Raw genomic sequence first — 17,960 nt, forward strand, 5'->3', positions numbered from 1 at the left:
GCTTAACGTTTCTTCTTGCTGGTGTTACTGGCGGGTTTACTGGCCGCTTTAGCGGAAGCGCGCGTCGGTGACTTTTTGGCCGCCTTCGCAGCGGTTTGCTTACCTGCTTTAGCCGGAGCCCTTTCGGCCCTGGCCGCCTCTTTCATAAGGTTCTGCTTCAGCTCGCGGCTGCTGGCCTTGCTGGCTACTTGGGCAGGCCGTTTGCGGGGTGTGGCAGCAGCGGTCGCGGTATGCTTAGTTTTTTTACCTTTCGAACCCGCTTTCCTGGCCTGATCTTCAGCGTGCATCTGCGCCATAAGCTTGGCTTTAGCGCTTACCTTTACCTTGCTCGGCTTGGCTGCCACCAGCTCGAAGTCGATCTTGCGGTCGTCCAGGTTAACGTTAACTACCGAAACAGTTAACTCATCCCCCAGGCGATAGACCACTCGGGTGCGCTCGCCCACTAAACGGTGGTGTGCCTGCTCATAGTGGTAGTAGTCGCCGGGCAGTGCCGTCACATGCACCAGCCCCTCCACGTAGAGATCTTTCAGCTCCACGAACAGGCCAAAGTTGGTAACGGCACTCACTACCCCCTCAAAAACCTCGCCCACCCGGTCGCTCAGGTACTCACACTTGAGCCAGCTCACCACCTCGCGGGTGGCGTCGTCGGCGCGGCGCTCGGTGAGCGAGCACTGTTCACCCAGCTGCAGAATGGCCGCCATGTCGTAGGGGTAGATCTGCTTGCGCTTCAGCTTGGGGGCACTTTTAACTGGCGCCAGCTGCCGGCTTACCCGCTCCCGCAGCTCCTCACCCTCCACCCCACTGCGCAACAGAAAACGGATGGCTCGGTGCACCAACAAATCTGGGTAGCGGCGAATGGGTGAGGTGAAGTGGGCATAGGCCGAATAGGCCAATCCAAAGTGGCCGTTGTTATCGGGCTGATACTTGGCCTGGGACATACTGCGCAGCATCACCATCTGGATGATATGGGCATCCGGGCGATCCTGAACGAGCTCCAGAATCTTTTGGTAATCCCCGGGTTTAGGCCCGCCTTTACCACGCATGGAGAGGCCCAACTCGCCCAGGTAGGCCCGCAAGTTTTCGAGCTTCTCGCCCGAAGGCCCCTCGTGTACCCGGTAGAGCGCCTCTATCTCGGCTTTCTCCAGCAATCTGGCGGCACAGACGTTGGCGGCCAGCATGCACTCCTCAATCAGCTTGTGAGCATCGTTGCGGTGCACTGGCACAATGCGTTCTATTTTGCGTTCGGCATCAAACAGAATGCGGGTCTCGACCGTTTCAAAATCGATGGCTCCGCGCAAATCGCGCTCACGACGGAACATTAGGTAGAGTTCATGTAAGGTATCGATGGCCGGCAGTACATGGTGATACTGCTTGCGTATGCCGCTCCTCTCATCGGCGCGCTCGGCAATCATTTGGCCAACCTTGGTGTAGGTAAGCCGCTCGTGGGAGTGGATAACGCCCTCGTAAAACTTGTAGCCACTCACCTTACCGGCGGCGCTGACGGTCATTTCGCACACCATCACCAGGCGATCAACTTGCGGGTTCAATGAGCAGAGACCATTAGAGAGCGCCTCGGGAAGCATGGGCACCACGTAATCCGGGAAATAGACCGAATTACCGCGGTTGATGGCCTCCCGGTCCAGCGCCGACTCCGGCATTACGTAGTGAGAGACATCGGCAATAGCCACAAACAGGCGCCATCCGCCCCCCTTCTTACGCTCGGCATAGACGGCGTCGTCAAAATCGCGGGCATCTTCACCATCAATGGTGACAAAGGGCAGCTTACGCAGATCGACCCGCTTGCGCTTATCGAGGTCGTCCACCTGGTCCGGCAGGGTCTCGGCTTCGGCGAGCACATCAGATGGCCACTGACAGGGGATATCGTGGCTGCGAATCGCCACATCGATCTCCATACCCGGCGCCATGTGTTCGCCGAGGATCTCAATCACTTCACCGGTGGGCAGATTGTTCCTGTCGGGCTGCTGAACAATGCCGACTACCACGTACTGGCCGCGTTTGGCCCCTTTCAACTTCTCTTTGGTGACCATCACATCGTGGCATAAACGGCTGTTGTCGGGCCGCACGAAGTTGATGCCAGACTCACTGAACACCCGGCCCACCAGCTGTTTGGTGTTGCGGGCCAACACCTCAACAATCGAGCCCTCCTTGCGGCCCCGGTGGTCACGGGTATTGCTGCGCACCACCACCTCGTCACCATCAAACACCTGGCGCATCTGCCGGTTGGAGAGGTAGATATCCTCACCACCTTCGGTATCAATCACAAAGCCAAAACCCTCTTTGTGGCCCTGCACCCGGCCGCGCACCAAGTCCATCTTGTTGATTGCACCAAAGGCGCCACGGCGGTTACTGATCAACTGGCCATCCCGGCTCATGGCGATCAGGCGCCGGCGCACTCCCTCAATGCCGTCAGGATCGGTAATATTCAACAGTTCGCACATCTGCTCGTGGGTAACTGGCCCCTGGTGATTGGTAATCACCTCAAGCAGGTATTCGCGACTGGGGATGGGATTCTCGTAATTTTTGGCTTCTCGAGCGGCGTAGGGATCGCTGGCGGGGAGGTCGACGGAGATAGGACTGCGGCTTTTAGCCTTTTTGCGGGGCAAGAGATCAATTCCTTTTATGGGTATGATGGGTAAATTCGACCGCCGGTGCGATCATTTGGCCTGAGGCGAAAGGCGCTGGCGTCGACATATAGTTCAATAAGACAACAACCCGGCGAAAATATTCGCAAGTATAGCCCAACTGATCGGCCGATACATTCGCTATCAACCGCCCGCAGCAGCTTAAATTCCTGGGCTTCTGCGGTAGATTTACACCACCTTACACAGCCAATGACATCAACATGGTAATTCAAGCAACTCCCGTCCGCGTCGCCCTGGCTCTTCTGTTGGCCACAATCACCCTACCCTGTATGGCCCAAACCGATAGTGATATGCGCTATCTGCACGCCTATTTGGGGTGGAGCAGCCCCAATGATGCCTGGAGTGTGGCAGCAGACAACTCCACAACCGGTACCGCCGATATCGAAAAGCTCTATCGCGCGGATGTTATCGGCCAATTTACCCGAAGCACAGGCCCCTTGGAGTTTGGCTATGAAACCGGTGGAGGCCTGGCATTCACGGGCGACCGACACGCCTTCTGGCTCAAGCAGGAGAATGGCGAGCTCAGTGGCAAAGTAAGAATAGAGAGCCAGTTCTGGCTGGTTAACCTCTACCTGGGCGCCTTTGCCAGCTACCGCTTCGGCCATGGCGTGCGGGCTTTTGCCGCGGCCGGCCCCTACCTTGGCATCGCCTCCGCAAACCTGCAGCGCGAGCAGCTCTCCACGGCCGAAAACAACCAAAGCGATACCAGCACTAAACAGGCACTCGACCTCAGCCCCTACGCCCGTGTCGGCCTGATATACACCTTCCAAGGTGACGCCACCGTTGGCCTAACAGCCCAGTGGACGGACAACCAATGGGACTTTGACGAATACGGTGAGATAAAAATTAACCAACTGCAATGGCTGCTCACCCTTGGCCGCACCTACTAATAAAATTTATTAATTTGGAGCTGGAGCTGGCATTGACAGCCCCCAACCCAATCAGTATATTACGCGCCTCTTGACGGCCCCGGTGGCCACAAGAAATGCCCAGGTGGTGAAATTGGTAGACACGCTAGCTTCAGGTGCTAGTGGCCTCACGGCCGTGGAGGTTCAAGTCCTCTCCTGGGCACCAAATTAAAAAAAGGCTGATCAATCGATCAGCCTTTTTTGTATCTCCGATGCCAATTCGGCTGAACGTTCTTAACAAGAACCCCTATAGCTAAGCCGGGACTTGAACCTCGGAGGTTCACAAGCTTTGCCTAGGGCAAAGTTTGGACGCCCGCTTCACAGGGCGCCCCGAAGGGGTAGAAACAGCCTAAAGGCTGGTTCTATCTACCCTCTCCTGGGCACCAAATTAAAAAAAGGCTGATCATTGATCAGCCTTTTCTGTTTATACCTTGCCCAAGCCGGACTTGATCGGACTTCGTAAGATAGATCTAAGCTGGCATCCCTGCCGAGGCAACATAGCTCTTCCAACCCCCGGCCAAGCCATCCATAGCTTGGCGCGTTTCGGCGCGAAGATACTTAATCTTCACTCAATCCGAAACGCCCTCTCCTGGGCACCAAATTTAAAAAAGGCTGATCTTTGATCAGCCTTTTCTGTTTATACCTTGCCCAAGCCGGACTTGATCGGACTTCGTAAGATAGATCTAAGCTGGCATCCCTGCCGAGGCAACATAGCTCTTCCAACCCCCGGCCAAGCCATCCATAGCTTGGCGCGTTTCGGGGTGAAGATACTTAATCTTCACACAATCCGAAACGCCCTCTCCTGGGCACCATTAATTCCCCCAAGCCGATTCGGCTGAATACACTCCAACAGAACCACTAAATTTAATCCGGGACCTTGAGCCTCGGAGGTTCACTAACTTTGTCTAAGACAAAGTTAGGACGCCCGCTTTGATGACCCAGGAGATTTCGATTTTGTTCCCATTCTGTGCCCGGGCTCGCCGGTAGAATTCCAAGCACTAGCCAAAACTGATAAGTGCATAGTTCCGACCTATTAGCCTGTTGCCCACCCGTTAAAGAGTGGGCGGCCCCACCTACTTATATAGAAGCGCTTTTAATGCAATGGGTTGCTGTGGGCGATGCCATAATCTATGGTTGACAGAAAAGCAAAATCATTGGTGCTTTATTGAACTTTTTGATAAATGGTTTTACCCCGGGCAATGGTTTCCAAAATTGGAATGTCTTTAATAGTGGTGGGATCAACGGTTAATGGGTTCGCACCCAAGATCACCATATCGGCCTGCTTGCCGACGGTAAGCGAACCTTTTTTGTCCTCTTCAAAATATTGGTAAGCACCGCCCATGGTCATGGCGTAAAGGGCGTCGTAGGCGGAGATGCGTTGGTCTGGGCCCAAAACGTAGCCGCTGCGTGTCTGGCGATTTACCGCGGCCCACATCAGGCGCATCATATCGGGCGGCACCACGGGGCTGTCGTTGTGGATGGTGAAGTGCACACCTTTATCCAATGCATCCTGCCCGGGGCTGATGTGTGCCGCGCGCGCTTCGCCAAAACTTTTTCGATGCCAGTCGCCCCAGAAAAATACGTGGGAGGCAAAAAACGACGGCACCATTTTTAATTCTGCCGCACGATCAACTTGGTCTGGGCGCATGACTTGCGAGTGAATAATAACCGAGCGGTGGTCGGGAATTTTTTTGCCGGCGAAGGCCTCGTCGATGGCATCCATCGAGAGATCGATCGCCGCGTCGCCATTGCCATGCATGTACACGGGTACACCATTGCTCAACAGCACTTTGGCTTGCGCCTTAAAGACATCGATCTCAACGGTGGGGTAGGCGTGGTAGTGGCCGGTGACGCCGTCGGGGTTTTCGTTGTAGGGTTTGGTTGTCCAGGCGGTGCGCCCTTGCGGTGAGCCATCCAACACAAACTTAACGCCGCCCACTCGAAAGCCACCGTGGTAACCCTCTTTGTATAAGCCCAGAATATTATCCGGCAGATGGTCGATCATGGTGGTGGGAAAAGCAATAATGTCGGCTTTTAATTTGCCTTCATCACCGAGCTTGGTCAGCAGTTTTACATCGCCCATTTGCGACGCGCCGTCTTGGATGGTGGTGATGCCGTACTGGGCAAAATAGTCGATGGCTTTAAACAGTTTTTCGATGTATTGCTGTGGGTCTTGGCTTGCGGCCATAAATTGCGGCATCAGCAATTTGTACATCGCCTTCTCTTCAACCACGCCGTTGGGAATGGTGGTCCCTGGCAAACGTCGAAACACGCCTCCCTCTGGGTTTACGGTCTCTTTATCTACACCGGCGATGGCCAGTGCCGCCGAGTTGGAGGTACCCAGGTGGCCGGAGACATGCATTAAATAGATAGGCACCTCAGTGGAGACCTTATCCAGGTCTTCACGGGTTGGGTGGCGGTTCTCTTTTAACAGCGAGTCGTCATAGCCGTACGCCATCAACCACTGGCCTTTGGCGGGCGGGTTGGTGGCTAAGCGTGTTTTTAATAGTTGCAGAATATCGTCTACGGTTTCGGCCGTACCTACTGGTGGCGAAGAGACATTGACGTAATCAATCAAGCGCGCCGCCATGGTGACATGGCCGTGGCTGTCGATCATCCCGGGAATTAACGCCTTATCGCCTAGCTCTACCGTCTCGGTGGTTTCGCTCAACAAATCCTTGGCACCTTCGCGGCTGCCCACATAAATAATGGTATTGTCTTCAATGGCAACGGCTTCGGCCGTGGGTTGCGCGGCATCCATGGTGACAATATGGTTGCCGTAATAAATTTTATCGGCTGTGGGTGCTGCGTTTACCAGTCCGCTCAACGTGGTCACTGCCAGGGCGCAGGCCCCGAGCGTTGATTTAAACTTCATCTTCTTTCCTCACCAAGTGCTGAGATCACTTACATCCAAAATAGCTGGTTAACGTTGAAAAATGGTTTTGCCGTGGGCGATGGTTTCCACGATAGCAATATCCTTAATGGTGATTGGGTCCGCGGTTAATGGGTTTTCACCTAGGATCACGAGGTCCGCCTGTTTGCCTACGGTTAAAGAGCCTTTTTTATCTTCCTCAAAATATTGGTAGGCACCGCCCTGGGTAACGGAATAGAGTGCTTGATAAGGCGTGATACGCTGCTCTGGGCCGAGAATATAGCCGCTGCGGGTTTGGCGATTTACCGCCGCCCACATCAAACGCATCATGTCTGGCGGTACCACCGGGGTGTCGTTATGAATGGTAAAGGGCACGCCGTTAGCCAACGCTGCCTTGGCCGGGCTGATGTGCGCCGCGCGCTCTTCGCCAAAACTTTTACGATGCCAGTCGCCCCAAAAAAATGAGTGGGAGGCAAAAAACGAGGGCACCATTTTCAGTTTGGCTGCGCGCTCTACTTGATCCGGGCGCATCACCTGCGCGTGAATAATTACGGTTCGATGGTCCGGTATCTCTTCCCCGGCAAACGCCTCTTCTACCGCATCCATTAACAGGTCGATTGCCGCATCGCCGTTGGCGTGGCAGATAACCGGGATGCCGTTGCGTAGAAACTCGATCGCTTTTTGTTTAAATGCGTCTGGGTCGGTACGTGGGTAGGCGGTGTAGTCGCCTTCGATACCCTCGGGGTTTTCGGTGTAGGGTTCGGTCATCCAGGCGGTGCGGCCTTGGGGCGAGCCGTCGATCATCATCTTAACGCCGCCCATGCGCACATGGCTTTGATAACCGTCGGCGATTTTTTCTTTCAGCTCTTCTATGGTTAATGCCATCTCTTCATCCATAGCGCCTTGATAGCCGACAAAATCCATCGCCATGGGGGTAAACCAGTCGAGTATGCGCATCACTTTTTGCGCACGATAATCGGTGCCGCCATCTTGAATGGTGGTAATGCCGTAGCTTGCGTAGTAGTTGATAGTTTTTTCTGCGGTGGCGACCAACTTTAGCGGATTCATCAGCGAGCCGAACATTTCGTTGCCGAGCACTTCGTGGGTAGCGTCTTCCTCGACCACGCCGTTGGGTTTGTTAGAGCCCGGGTAGCGGCGGAAGACTCCGCCCTGTGGGTCTTGCGTATTTTCATCAATACCAGCGGCCGCCAGCGCCGCGGAGTTGGCCGTGCCCAAATGGCCGGAGACGTGCATCATGTAGATTGGAATATCTTTCGATACCTTGTCTAAATCATCTCGGGTTGGATGGCGATTTTCCGCGAGCAAGGAGTCGTCGTAACCGTAGGCGATTACCCAATCATCCTCACCCGGCTGCTCGGCTTCGATGCGCTCTCTAAGAAGATCCAAAATATCATCGATTTTTTCGGCAGGCCCTACCGGCGGTGACGAGGCATTGACAAAATTTACAATGCTCGCAACTCCCAGGAAGTGGCCGTGGCTGTCGATAAAGCCGGGGATCAACGCCCGCTCGCCCAACTCCACCACCCGGGTATTTTTACCTTGCCACTGTTGCGCGCCGGATTTATCACCCACATAAACAATGGTTTCGCCCCGAATAGCCACCGCCTCGGGGCTGGGTAGACTCTCGTCCATACTAATGATGTTACTGCCGTAAAATATCTGATCGGCGCTTGTGGACGCAGAGCGATCACAGGCGGCCAACAAGGACATCAAGACAATCGTGCCCAGCAGAATAATGCGATTAAAAAATCCGCTAGCCACAGGCGCTGTGATCTTTTGTCTAGTCACCACTTATCTCCTTAGGCCGCGTTGTCAAATAATTTAAACGGTAAATTCAGTGCATCTGCCACGGCCTTGTACGTTACCGCACCGGCGTGAATATTGAGCCCATTGCGTAAATTGGGGTTGTGCATTAACGCCTCCAAGCCGTGATTAGCAAGCGCAATGGCATGAACCAAGGTGGCGTTATTCAGAGCAATGGTGGAGGTACGCGCGACTGCCCCCGGCATATTGGCTACACAATAGTGCACCACACCATCGACGATATAGGTGGGCTCGCTGTGCGTGGTCGGATTGGAGGTTTCGAAACAGCCGCCCTGGTCGATGGCAACATCAACCACCACTGCACCTTTCTTCATGCGGCTGACTATCTCCTTGGTTAATAATTTTGGTGCGGCGGCACCGGGAATTAATACCGCTCCAATAATTAAGTCGGCCTCCACGGCCAACTCTTCTATCGCCGATTGGGTGGAGTAGAGGCAGCGGGCGCGGCCAGAAAATTGCCGCTCCAGTTCGCGCAAGCGCGGCACGGAGCGATCGAGGATGGTCACATCGGCGCCCATGCCGCAAGCCATCATGGCCGCGTTTTCACCCACGGAACCGCCACCGATAATTAACACTTTAGCGGGCGCAACGCCGGGTACACCACCCAACAACACGCCCCGACCGCCGTGGAATTTTTCTAAAAAGGTAGCCCCGGCTTGAACCGACATACGCCCGGCCACTTCCGACATGGGCGCCAACAGCGGCAAGCCACCTCGATCATCGGTGACCGTCTCATAGGCGATACAGCTGGCACCGGACTGCAACAACAATTCGGTTTGCAGAGGGTCCGGGGCTAAATGGAGGTAGGTGTAGAGAATCTGGCCAGCGCGCAGCATCCGGCACTCTTGCGGTTGTGGCTCTTTTACCTTAACGATCATATCGGCGCGGGCAAAAATTTCCTCCGCCGTGGCGACTATTTCCGCACCCGCCTGCGCGTAGGCGTCATCACTAAAATCGATGGCGCTGCCCGCTTCGGTTTCGACCACCACCGAGTGACCGCGGGAGACCAACTCCGCCACCGAGGCGGGAGTCATACCAACGCGATATTCGTGGGTTTTAATTTCTTTGGGGATGCCGACTAGCATAACGCAACTCCTTTTAAATCGAGAATTTTTTCACTTGCCGACGTTCGACCAGCGAAATCTGGTAACGGGTTAACTGTTTTTTCACTTGGGGCGCAAGCAGATAGAGGCCAAGAATGTTGGGCGCACAGATCAAGACCACCAGTGCGACTGAAATGGCCAGCACCGAACCAAACAGCCAACCTTTATCGGCCAACCAGCTATGGTCAAAAACACCGGTGATATTAACCACCTGATTAAACGCCTGGTTCGACTGGAACATATTGCCGATACCCATGCAGCCGATAACAATTCCGAGCGCGCAAAAGCTGCCAATAAACTTGCCAAAGCGCTTCAATCCCAAGCGCGCAAAGGCGTACTCCAGGTAGTACATGGGCCCACCGGAGACGCTGCCATCGGGATTGTTGTGGCGATACATCGCCCCCAGGGTGCACTCAACAAATTTGGTGGAAATACCGAGAATGCCGGCCAACACCATCCAAAAAGCCGCGCCCGGTCCACCGATGGAAATGGCTATGGCAACACCACCAATATTACCGATACCCACGGTGCCAGAGACCGCCGTAGCCAGCGCTTGAAAATGGCTCACCTCACCGGGATGGTTCGGGTCGCTGTAGTCACCGCGAACAATTCGTAACGCGTGACGAAAGCCGCGAACATTTAAAAAATTAAAATAGAAGGTGAAAAATACCGAGGCGATAATCAGCCACACCACCACAATCGGAAACTGAGCCCCAAAAATGTTGAAACTGTAAAACACCACGAAAGAGAGAACACCCGAAATGGGCGTAACAAAATCGTCGAGCGCCTGATCGATACCGGCGTGTGCACTGGAGGCAAAGAGAACTGCCCCCAAAAGCAATCCAAAGGGAAAAAGTAATCTACTACTTAGCAAATAAAGCCTGGCCATTAACCTTTCCTATCGGTATCCGTCGCAATCTTTAAGGGAGCTTAATTGAAGAGAATACATCCTCAAGGATGGCGACAATCTCTTCAATGTCGCTGCGACCGGCAATCAACGCCGGACTCAAACACAAGGTGTTGTTGAAGTTATCGAAGCTTCGATTAGTGCGGCCGATCAATAACCCCCTCTTGGTGCACTCACCGGCAATGGTTATGGCAATGCTTTCCGGCACGGGTTCTTTTGTGGCGCGATTGGAGACCAACTCAATGCCCGCAAACAGACCCATACCTCGAACATCACCGATGCAATAATGTCTAGTGAACACCTCATAAGTTTGGTCTTTGTAATTTATTTGTCACTGGTGCCACTGTAGAGGATAGCTGTCGGTTGAATAAGGTCCAGTTGAGTTTCATGGGTAGGACCAACCGCCTTGCCTGCGTTAAATCACCAGGGTATTAATACAGCTCATCTCGCGGATAGCGTAATTGATGCCCTCGCGGCCTGTGCCGCTCTGCTCGACGCCACCAAAAGGGAAGTGCTCCGAGCGAAAGCCGGGGCCATCGTTACAGGCCTAGGTGCCAACATCCAACGTCTCAAACAGATAGCGAATATCCGCTAAATTTTGGGTAAAAACGCCCGCCTGCAGGCCGTAGGGACTGTTATTAATGATCGGGATAATCTCGTCAAGTTCGGAAAAACGATACAGCGACACCACTGGGCCAAACGCCCCCTCTACCATCAACAGTGAGTCTGCGGGCACCTCGTCCAAAATTGTGGGGTAGACCAATGTCCCCTCTAACACGTTACCCGTGGCGACACGATCCCCTCGCGCAATCGTTTCGACCACCGTCGAAAACAGCACACCATCCGCCAACGACAATGCATGGACACAAACATTAGGTGCGTGGATACGTCGGGCGTGCTCACCAGGTTGCGCGCATAAAGGCTCTGCACTCGCCGTTGTTCATATTGGGCGAATTGTTGTTCCACTTGAGACTTTTGCACCCGAGCGCGAGCCTGCATCATTTTAGTGAGGTATTCTTCACAGTCGATACGCTGCAACACTTCGCCTTTACTGAACACACCGACCGGAATCAAATTAGGGCTTAACCCAAGTCAGACGCCTGGGGACCTCAGGCAAGAGATGCAACTGATGCCGCGGATTGACAATTCCCTGAGAGCGCACCTCAAGTCTCTCTGTCGTGTGCGCTACATTCACCACCCAAACAACCGGCACAGACCTCTGGTATTCCTGTGTGGCTGCCGCGGGTTTGGTCTTTACTAGCGCCAGCGCACATAAAGAGCTCGCTACGAGTATAAGTAAAAGCCGGATTTTCTTGCGCGAAGTATCCAATTTACCACTGTCATAAAAGCCCTATTCCAAAGAGATAACAGCGGGCCCACAAGCCCTGAGAAAACCCTATGCTCTAGTACTCATTTTTTATAGTACCAGCTGTCTACACATTACAGGTCCAACCACGAGCGGAATCTTTTTTTGAAAACTCTTAATCGCAAGCTCCTGACAAAAGCCGTTAAAACGCCTGATTTTGTGCACCAAGAAGGTGCAGACCAGCTAATTCTTAGGCGCAACGAGCGCCAACAAAGAGCGGCCTGGGCTGGCCCGTTGATCATCCAAATCTGGCCCTATGGTTCACCAAATTTACTGGGCTAGCTTAGTAACCATAATTTCGAAAACCGAACACGCTTAGCCAATGCGATTGTGTCTGGGAACGACTTTTTCAATTTCTTAGAGGTAAAGTTATGTCTGATTCTGGAATAAAAATACAGGCCCTGGTGGGCGCCATCGGCATTGCGCTTTGTGCCCAGAATGCGCTTAGCCAATCTCTTGAGGAAGTTGTGGTTACCGCGCAAAAGCGCGCCCAAGACATGCAGGATGTTCCTATCGCCGTGACCGCCATGAACGCGGAAATGCTTAAGGAAGCCGGCATTACTAACGTTAACGACGTGGCTGTGCGCACACCGGGCTTCAGCATGGGCGAGTTCAACCCGACCCAACCGCAGTTGTATATCCGCGGCATTGGTTCCAACGGCGATGGTGCGGCCAACGGCGAACAATCGGTGGCCATGTTCGTCGACGGCATCTACGTACCGCGCAGTGCAGGTACCGGCTTGGAGCTGTTTGATATTCAGACCATCGAAGTGCTGCGAGGCCCGCAGGGAACGCTGTGGGGAAAAAATGCGATTGGTGGGGCAATTAACATCACCACCAAAAAGCCGTCGCAAGAGTTTGAGGCGGGCGTTGAAGTTACCGCCGGTAACCTGGGCTTGAAACAAGTTCGCGGTATGGTAAATGGCCCACTGATGGGTGAAGTGGCGGGGAAGGTTAGTTTCAATTCCAAACAGCGCGACAGCTACATCAGCAGTGTCTATAACCCAGATGCTGAATTTGGTGAGGTCGATTCGCAGAGCCTGCGCGGGCAGCTAAGCTTCCTGGCCAGCGAGAACCTGGAATTTTTATTAACGGCCAATTACGGTGAGGATGAGCGTACCGGCGCGGGCTCCATGACCGACGGCGGCATGACCAGTATGGTCGTCGATGCCGCCGTGGCCGATGGCTTTGTACCGCGAGCCGACTTCCACGAAAACTACTCAAATTTCTCAGGCTCAACCACGTCGGACAACAAAGGCGTTTCCCTGCAGGCCGACTGGCAGCTCGAAAATTTCGATGTAACCTCGCTGACCAGCTACACCGAAAACAGCGCTTCGTTCTTTTTCAACCCTTTTGGTATTGCACCGGAGCTGTTTAGCAATTACGGCCCACTGGCGACCAATGTGCTCGGCCCCTTAGGTGGTGTCGATTTGATCTCGACCATGACCGAAGAGTCTTCGCTAATGAGCCAGGAGCTGAGATTGTCGGGTGGCAACGACAACTTCACCTGGCAGACCGGCGTTTACTACTCGGTAGAGGATGTCGTGCGCGATGAAGGCGCTATCGCTAACGCGCCGGCGTTTTTCATTGCAAGCTTGGGGATTGGCGGCGCACTGGCTTACTCACCCAACCAGTCCAGTACCGTGCAAGATAACGTCACCACCAGCATCGCGGCGTTTGGTGAAATGACCTTTATGCTGAGTGATAAGCTCGATTTAATCCTTGGAGCACGCTTCACCGAAGAGACCAAGGAATACGAAAACTACGCCACGCTGACCGCTCTGGCTTCAACTGCCCCAGTCATTGAAAACTATCTGGAAGACGACAACACTTGGCGTTCACCGACCTACAAAGCAGTTGTCACCTACCGCTTTGACGACGACATAATGAGCTATTTGAGCATTGCATCGGGCTTTAAGAGTGGCGGCTTCGACTACATTGGTGCCACCGAAACCAAGCCACTGGTTCCGTTTGATGAAGAGACTGCCATCAACTACGAACTGGGTGTGAAAAGCGTTTTGCTCGACAAGACTCTACGCCTCAACGCGGCTCTGTTCCGCACGGACTATCAAGATCTTCAAGTGTTACAGCAATTCCCCTGTGATGAGTGTGGCGCATTCCCTCCACTGATTACCAAGAATGCGGGTGAAGCTGTTTCTCAAGGGCTTGAGTTAGAGATGACCTATCTAGTTGGAGAACACCTGAGCTTTGGAGGCAGCTATGCCTACCTGGATGCAACCTACAAAGAGTTAGGTGGGGATCTATCCATCTACGAGGGTAACGTTTTACGTAACGCTCCCAAAAACGCCTACACGGCCAACGTGGGCTACGAAACCGAACTTAAGGGTGGTTACCTCAAAGCTCGCTTAGAATATATCCACAAAGAAAAAGCGCATCAAAGCCTTGAAAATTATGAGGAAGCAGCCATTCCGGAATACCGCCTGTTCAATGGCCGTATAGCCTACACCAGCAGTAATGAAGCTTGGGAACTGGCTTTGTGGGGGAAAAACCTACTGGACGAAGAATACTATATACACAACTTCAACTCACCCAGCTTTGGATCTACCCACATAGCGGCAACGCCACGCTCTTACGGTCTCTCGCTAACATGGAAAAAGCTATAACAGGTCTTCAAGACTCGCTCGCCTAGTTTAATAGGCTTTAGGGTCCAGCTCTGCTGGAACCCTTTTTTCACCTCTTAAAACTTTAGTGCAAATTCCTTGCGTCGCGCAACACTACCGCTATTTTCCCGAAGGTGGCAGAGCCTTTTGCCAGAGCTCACTGTTAGCCGCAATGGCTTCTTCCGCTTTGTTAAACCAACTTTCGTTATTAACCCAATATACAAAATTAAATGCTGGCTTATGGCGGAACTCCAAAACTTACACACCATCGCCACCTGGTACATAGGTGTAAGGCACATCGACCGGAACAAAAAAGCAGTCTCTAGAGCCCAGCTCTTCCGTACCTAGTTTTAAGCTAGCAGCAATCACGCAGTACATACAATTCGAATCGCGAGAATGTCGCATCAGCGGGTAATCTGTTTTCAGCCAAGCGTGTGCCATACTAAAACCTGGTATATCGACCAAAATAGTCGTTTCGTCACCGTGGAGATAACCCGCCTTTACCAGCCTCGTTATTCCCTCTATTTGTGTATCGGTCATGGTTTTCATGGTCATACAAGCCGCCTCCGTCAGACTGTTTGTGCCCATAAAGATGGATTGCCCATTCAAATTGATGCTAAACGGGCCTTTTCGGCAGAAAAAGACATTATCTATCCCCTTGATAATTGTACACTTTATCTAATTTAATCAATTGACACCAATTAAGGCCTCTAGGAGAGGATCGCTTCACGTGCTAGCGGCCTCACGGCTGTGGAGGTTCACTAACTTTGTTTAGGGACTGTTAACACTAATAAGCCTGTCAGCAATCAATGAAAAATTGATAAAGAATTTAAAAAACACATCCAGCTTATCAAAGCGGATAAAGATACTTCTGAATCCTTTTAGTCGCCGAAAGAGTCGCTCAACTTCGTTTCGCTTTTTATACATTTCTTTGCCGTACTCCCAGGGTGTCAGGCGATTAATCCTTGGGGGTACAACGGGCGTCATCCCTAAATCCAAAATCAGCTGACGAGTATCATCCCCTTCATAAGCCTTATCCATGATAACGCTTGCGCCTTCCCAGTCGTAGTTTTCCAGCGTTTTCAGTAGGTTGCGACCTTTGGGACCATCGCCTGCTTGTCCCGGCGATAACGAAAATGTCACGGTTGTTCGATCATCCGCTGCTACCATGTGAATTTTAGTTGACCATCCGCCTCTTGATTTACCAATGGATTGTGGTCTGTTTTTCTTAACGCACCTGTACCGTCCGGATGGACTTGAATGATCGTGCTATCCAATGAAACCTGATCAGCTTGGATATTTATGACATCGGCATCTTGAAGGACACCAAAAACATGGTCCAAAACACACTGCTGTCCCACAGTAAGCGGTAACTAAGAAAGCCTGAATCTCTGTTGTTACAATGGATCTGCGAAGAAACTATTGAACAACAAGGGATTCAGGCTTTGACACATCATAACACTGCTTTCCATCAACTGCTCAAACCGCTGTCGAGACATGATTTTGAGTCTCTGGCAAGAGCACACCATTACGGGCCAAAATTACGTTCTGCGTCTCGCTGGGATCAATTTATTGGCATGGCGATGTCTCAGCTTTCTTGCCGGCAGAGTCTTCGAGATATTCAATCCAACCTGGAAGCTCAGAGGCAAAAGCTTTATCACTTGGGCAGTAAGCCTATTGCCCGCTCAACGCTGGCAAGACTCAACGAAAGGCAACCCGCTGAGCTGTATGAATCACTTTTCTACAAGCTATTGGGTCAGTGCTCAGCTCAACCCGGCAAGCACAAATTTCGCTTCAAAAATGCACTCTATTCATTGGATGCCAGTGCCTTGGATTTGTCGATGAAGCTGTTTCCCTGGGCCGCCCACCGGGACGACACAGCGAATGTGAAGCTGAGTGTTGGCTTGAATCACGCCACGGATATTCCCGAGTTTGTTGCACTCAGTGACGGCAATGAGAATGAGATGGTAGAGGGAAGAAAATTTAGCTTCCTAAAGGCAGTATCGTCGCTTTTGATAAGGGATATGTCGACTACGAGTGGTTTGGAAGCCTTACAAAACAAGGGGTTAGCTTTGTTGCCCGACTTCGCGCCAAGGCGGTTTACCGGGTGCTGGAAAGCAAGCCTGTAGACAAGCAAACCGGTGTCACAAGCGACCAAATCATTGAGTTGAGCAGTGCACAGCGATCAAGCGTGGCGCTCCCAAGCTTCGCCGGGTAGGCTTTTACGACGCAGAGACGAGGCGTCAATACGAGTTTTTGACCAACAATTTTCGTTTATCAGCAGCCACCATCGCTGCCATATACAAGGATCGTTGGAAGGTAGAGTTATTCTTCAAAGCTATTAAACAAAACCTGAAAATCAAAGCGTTTGTAGGGACCTCAAAAAATGCTGTGCTCACCCAGGTGTGGATTGCCTTGATTGTCTATTTGCCAGTAGCGTTTGCCCGCCACAGCGCTAAAGCGGGCTGGACAGTTCAACGGATGCTCAGAGTATTACAATTCAATCTCTTTGAGCGAAAAACATTGCCTGAAATATTCAAACCAAGTCCTCCCCCAAAGCAAAAAGACCAGCCTCAAATGAGGCTGGTCTTTTGAGTCCCAAACTGTGGGACAGCAGTGGATCATTGATCAGCCTTTTTTATTGCTCCAGAGTCTATTCGGCTGGAAACATTCAAATAGAACACAATAGCTCAACCGGGACTTGAACCTCGGAGGTTCACAAGCTTTGCCTAGGGCAAAGTTTGGACGCCCGCTTCACAGGGCGCCCCGAAGGGTTGAAACAGCCCAAAGGCTGGTCCTATCTACCCTCTCCTGGGCACCATTAATTCCCCCAAGCCAATTCGGCTGAATACCCCCCCAACAGAACCACTAAATGAATCTACAACACTATCGGGGAATAGTACTCATCTCACCCTATTTATCACGCAGCCCCAACCGCAACGGGCCAGCACTCGTAATCGATAATTCTCAAAGTTTCTAAAACCATACGCTCGTCTCGACATCATTTCCATGTTGTTGTGGAAGCCTTCGGTGATGCCGTTACTTTTACTGAACCGCCACATGTCGATTATCGGCTCCATCCAGGATTCCAGTGTCCTTGCCAGTACGCGTAGTGGACTGACATTTAGTTGCTCTAGCAGCTCACGATAATGCTTCAACCGTGGACGAGCGCGCTTTACTGACAAACATGCCTGCCGATATGCATGCCTGCACATTGCAGATAATCAACTATTTTCTTCTACAATATTACAGCCCACAACAACCTTTTTAATGTCTCCCTTGTGATAAAACAACAAGATAGATAAATAAGCAAAACTAAACAAACTCCCTCCCAGAAAACAGAGCGAACCAAGCACAATACCCCGAGCAGAAAAACCTGAACGCCATGAAGCCCATAAGCCAATCAAACCCAAGTGAAGCAACAAATCGCTACAATATTGTGTTCGCCAATTTCCGGCGGCCAAATCGAAAGAATATACATCGATGGCAACTTTTAAACTCTCTGAAGCCAAAGCATTAGCTGTTACCATGACAATTACAAACCAACATATTAGTAATAAAGCTCTGAACGCGATCATAATAGTCCCTTTTAAAACTGCATTAGAACAACCTCAATCAGGCCGCCATAATACCTAATTAATCGTTACATCTTTTCCTAAATTAAAGGATAAGATA

Annotated in this window: 11 protein-coding genes, 1 tRNA gene and 3 pseudogenes; 4 read left to right on the forward strand and 11 right to left on the reverse strand. The window is 52.0% G+C overall.

The window, feature by feature from the left end; genetic code table 11:
- Window positions 1–2: 2 nt before the first annotated feature.
- Window positions 3–2,624 (reverse strand): ribonuclease R, encoded by a 2,622-nt coding sequence (gene rnr, locus SBL51_RS04300; RefSeq protein ID WP_317929456.1) that lies wholly within the window; start codon window positions 2,622–2,624, stop codon window positions 3–5.
- A gap of 239 nt (window positions 2,625–2,863) precedes the next feature.
- On the opposite strand from rnr, the gene SBL51_RS04305 reads away from it, so the two are divergent.
- Both SBL51_RS04305 and SBL51_RS04310 read left to right on the forward strand, forming a co-directional pair.
- The gene (locus tag SBL51_RS04305) at window positions 2,864–3,553 is read left to right on the forward strand and encodes a hypothetical protein (RefSeq protein ID WP_317929457.1); all 690 of its coding nucleotides are present in this window, start codon (window positions 2,864–2,866) and stop codon (window positions 3,551–3,553) included.
- Between the two features lie 97 nt (window positions 3,554–3,650).
- Window positions 3,651–3,737 (forward strand) — tRNA-Leu (locus SBL51_RS04310).
- Window positions 3,738–4,733: 996 nt separating this feature from the next.
- Here SBL51_RS04310 and SBL51_RS04315 read toward each other — a convergent pair.
- From SBL51_RS04315 to SBL51_RS04340, 6 genes and pseudogenes are all read right to left on the reverse strand, one after another.
- Complete coding sequence (locus SBL51_RS04315) at window positions 4,734–6,446, reverse strand: amidohydrolase (protein WP_317929458.1); 1,713 nt, start codon at window positions 6,444–6,446, stop codon at window positions 4,734–4,736.
- Between the two features lie 48 nt (window positions 6,447–6,494).
- Window positions 6,495–8,252 (reverse strand): amidohydrolase, encoded by a 1,758-nt coding sequence (locus tag SBL51_RS04320; protein WP_317929459.1) that lies wholly within the window; start codon window positions 8,250–8,252, stop codon window positions 6,495–6,497.
- Window positions 8,253–8,263: 11 nt separating this feature from the next.
- Complete coding sequence (ald, locus tag SBL51_RS04325; RefSeq protein WP_317929461.1) at window positions 8,264–9,373, reverse strand: alanine dehydrogenase; 1,110 nt, start codon at window positions 9,371–9,373, stop codon at window positions 8,264–8,266.
- A gap of 13 nt (window positions 9,374–9,386) precedes the next feature.
- A complete protein-coding gene (locus SBL51_RS04330; RefSeq protein WP_317929462.1) occupies window positions 9,387–10,226 on the reverse strand; it encodes an alanine:cation symporter family protein in 840 nt (279 codons plus the stop codon).
- Window positions 10,227–10,311: 85 nt separating this feature from the next.
- On the reverse strand, window positions 10,312–10,560 hold the full coding sequence (locus SBL51_RS04335; RefSeq protein WP_317929463.1) for a hypothetical protein: 249 nt from the start codon (window positions 10,558–10,560) through the stop codon (window positions 10,312–10,314).
- A gap of 153 nt (window positions 10,561–10,713) precedes the next feature.
- Window positions 10,714–11,136 (reverse strand): annotated as a pseudogene (locus SBL51_RS04340) (aldehyde dehydrogenase family protein).
- Window positions 11,137–12,035: 899 nt separating this feature from the next.
- Here SBL51_RS04340 and SBL51_RS04345 point away from each other — a divergent pair.
- Window positions 12,036–14,288, forward strand: a complete 2,253-nt coding sequence (locus SBL51_RS04345; protein WP_317929464.1) for a TonB-dependent receptor — start codon at window positions 12,036–12,038, stop codon at window positions 14,286–14,288.
- Window positions 14,289–14,543: 255 nt separating this feature from the next.
- Here the strand turns inward: SBL51_RS04345 and SBL51_RS04350 are convergent, their stop codons facing one another.
- Both SBL51_RS04350 and SBL51_RS04355 read right to left on the reverse strand, forming a co-directional pair.
- Entirely contained in the window at window positions 14,544–14,840 is a 297-nt protein-coding gene (locus tag SBL51_RS04350) for a hypothetical protein (RefSeq protein ID WP_317929465.1), read from the reverse strand.
- A gap of 216 nt (window positions 14,841–15,056) precedes the next feature.
- Window positions 15,057–15,631 (reverse strand): annotated as a pseudogene (locus SBL51_RS04355) (IS5 family transposase); the annotation flags it as partial.
- A 99-nt stretch (window positions 15,632–15,730) separates the two neighbouring features.
- Between SBL51_RS04355 and SBL51_RS04360 the strand changes: the two are divergent.
- Window positions 15,731–16,880, forward strand: a pseudogene (locus SBL51_RS04360) (IS4 family transposase).
- Between the two features lie 308 nt (window positions 16,881–17,188).
- Here the strand turns inward: SBL51_RS04360 and SBL51_RS04365 are convergent.
- Together SBL51_RS04365 and SBL51_RS04370 are read right to left on the reverse strand one after the other, a co-directional pair.
- Window positions 17,189–17,500, reverse strand: a complete 312-nt coding sequence (locus SBL51_RS04365; protein ID WP_317929466.1) for a transposase — start codon at window positions 17,498–17,500, stop codon at window positions 17,189–17,191.
- Between the two features lie 9 nt (window positions 17,501–17,509).
- The gene (locus tag SBL51_RS04370; RefSeq protein WP_317929467.1) at window positions 17,510–17,863 is read right to left on the reverse strand and encodes a hypothetical protein; all 354 of its coding nucleotides are present in this window, start codon (window positions 17,861–17,863) and stop codon (window positions 17,510–17,512) included.
- Window positions 17,864–17,960 lie beyond the last annotated feature (97 nt).

This window comes from Halioxenophilus sp. WMMB6 (genome assembly GCF_033283405.1).
Classification (GTDB): Bacteria; Pseudomonadota; Gammaproteobacteria; order Pseudomonadales; family Cellvibrionaceae; genus Halioxenophilus.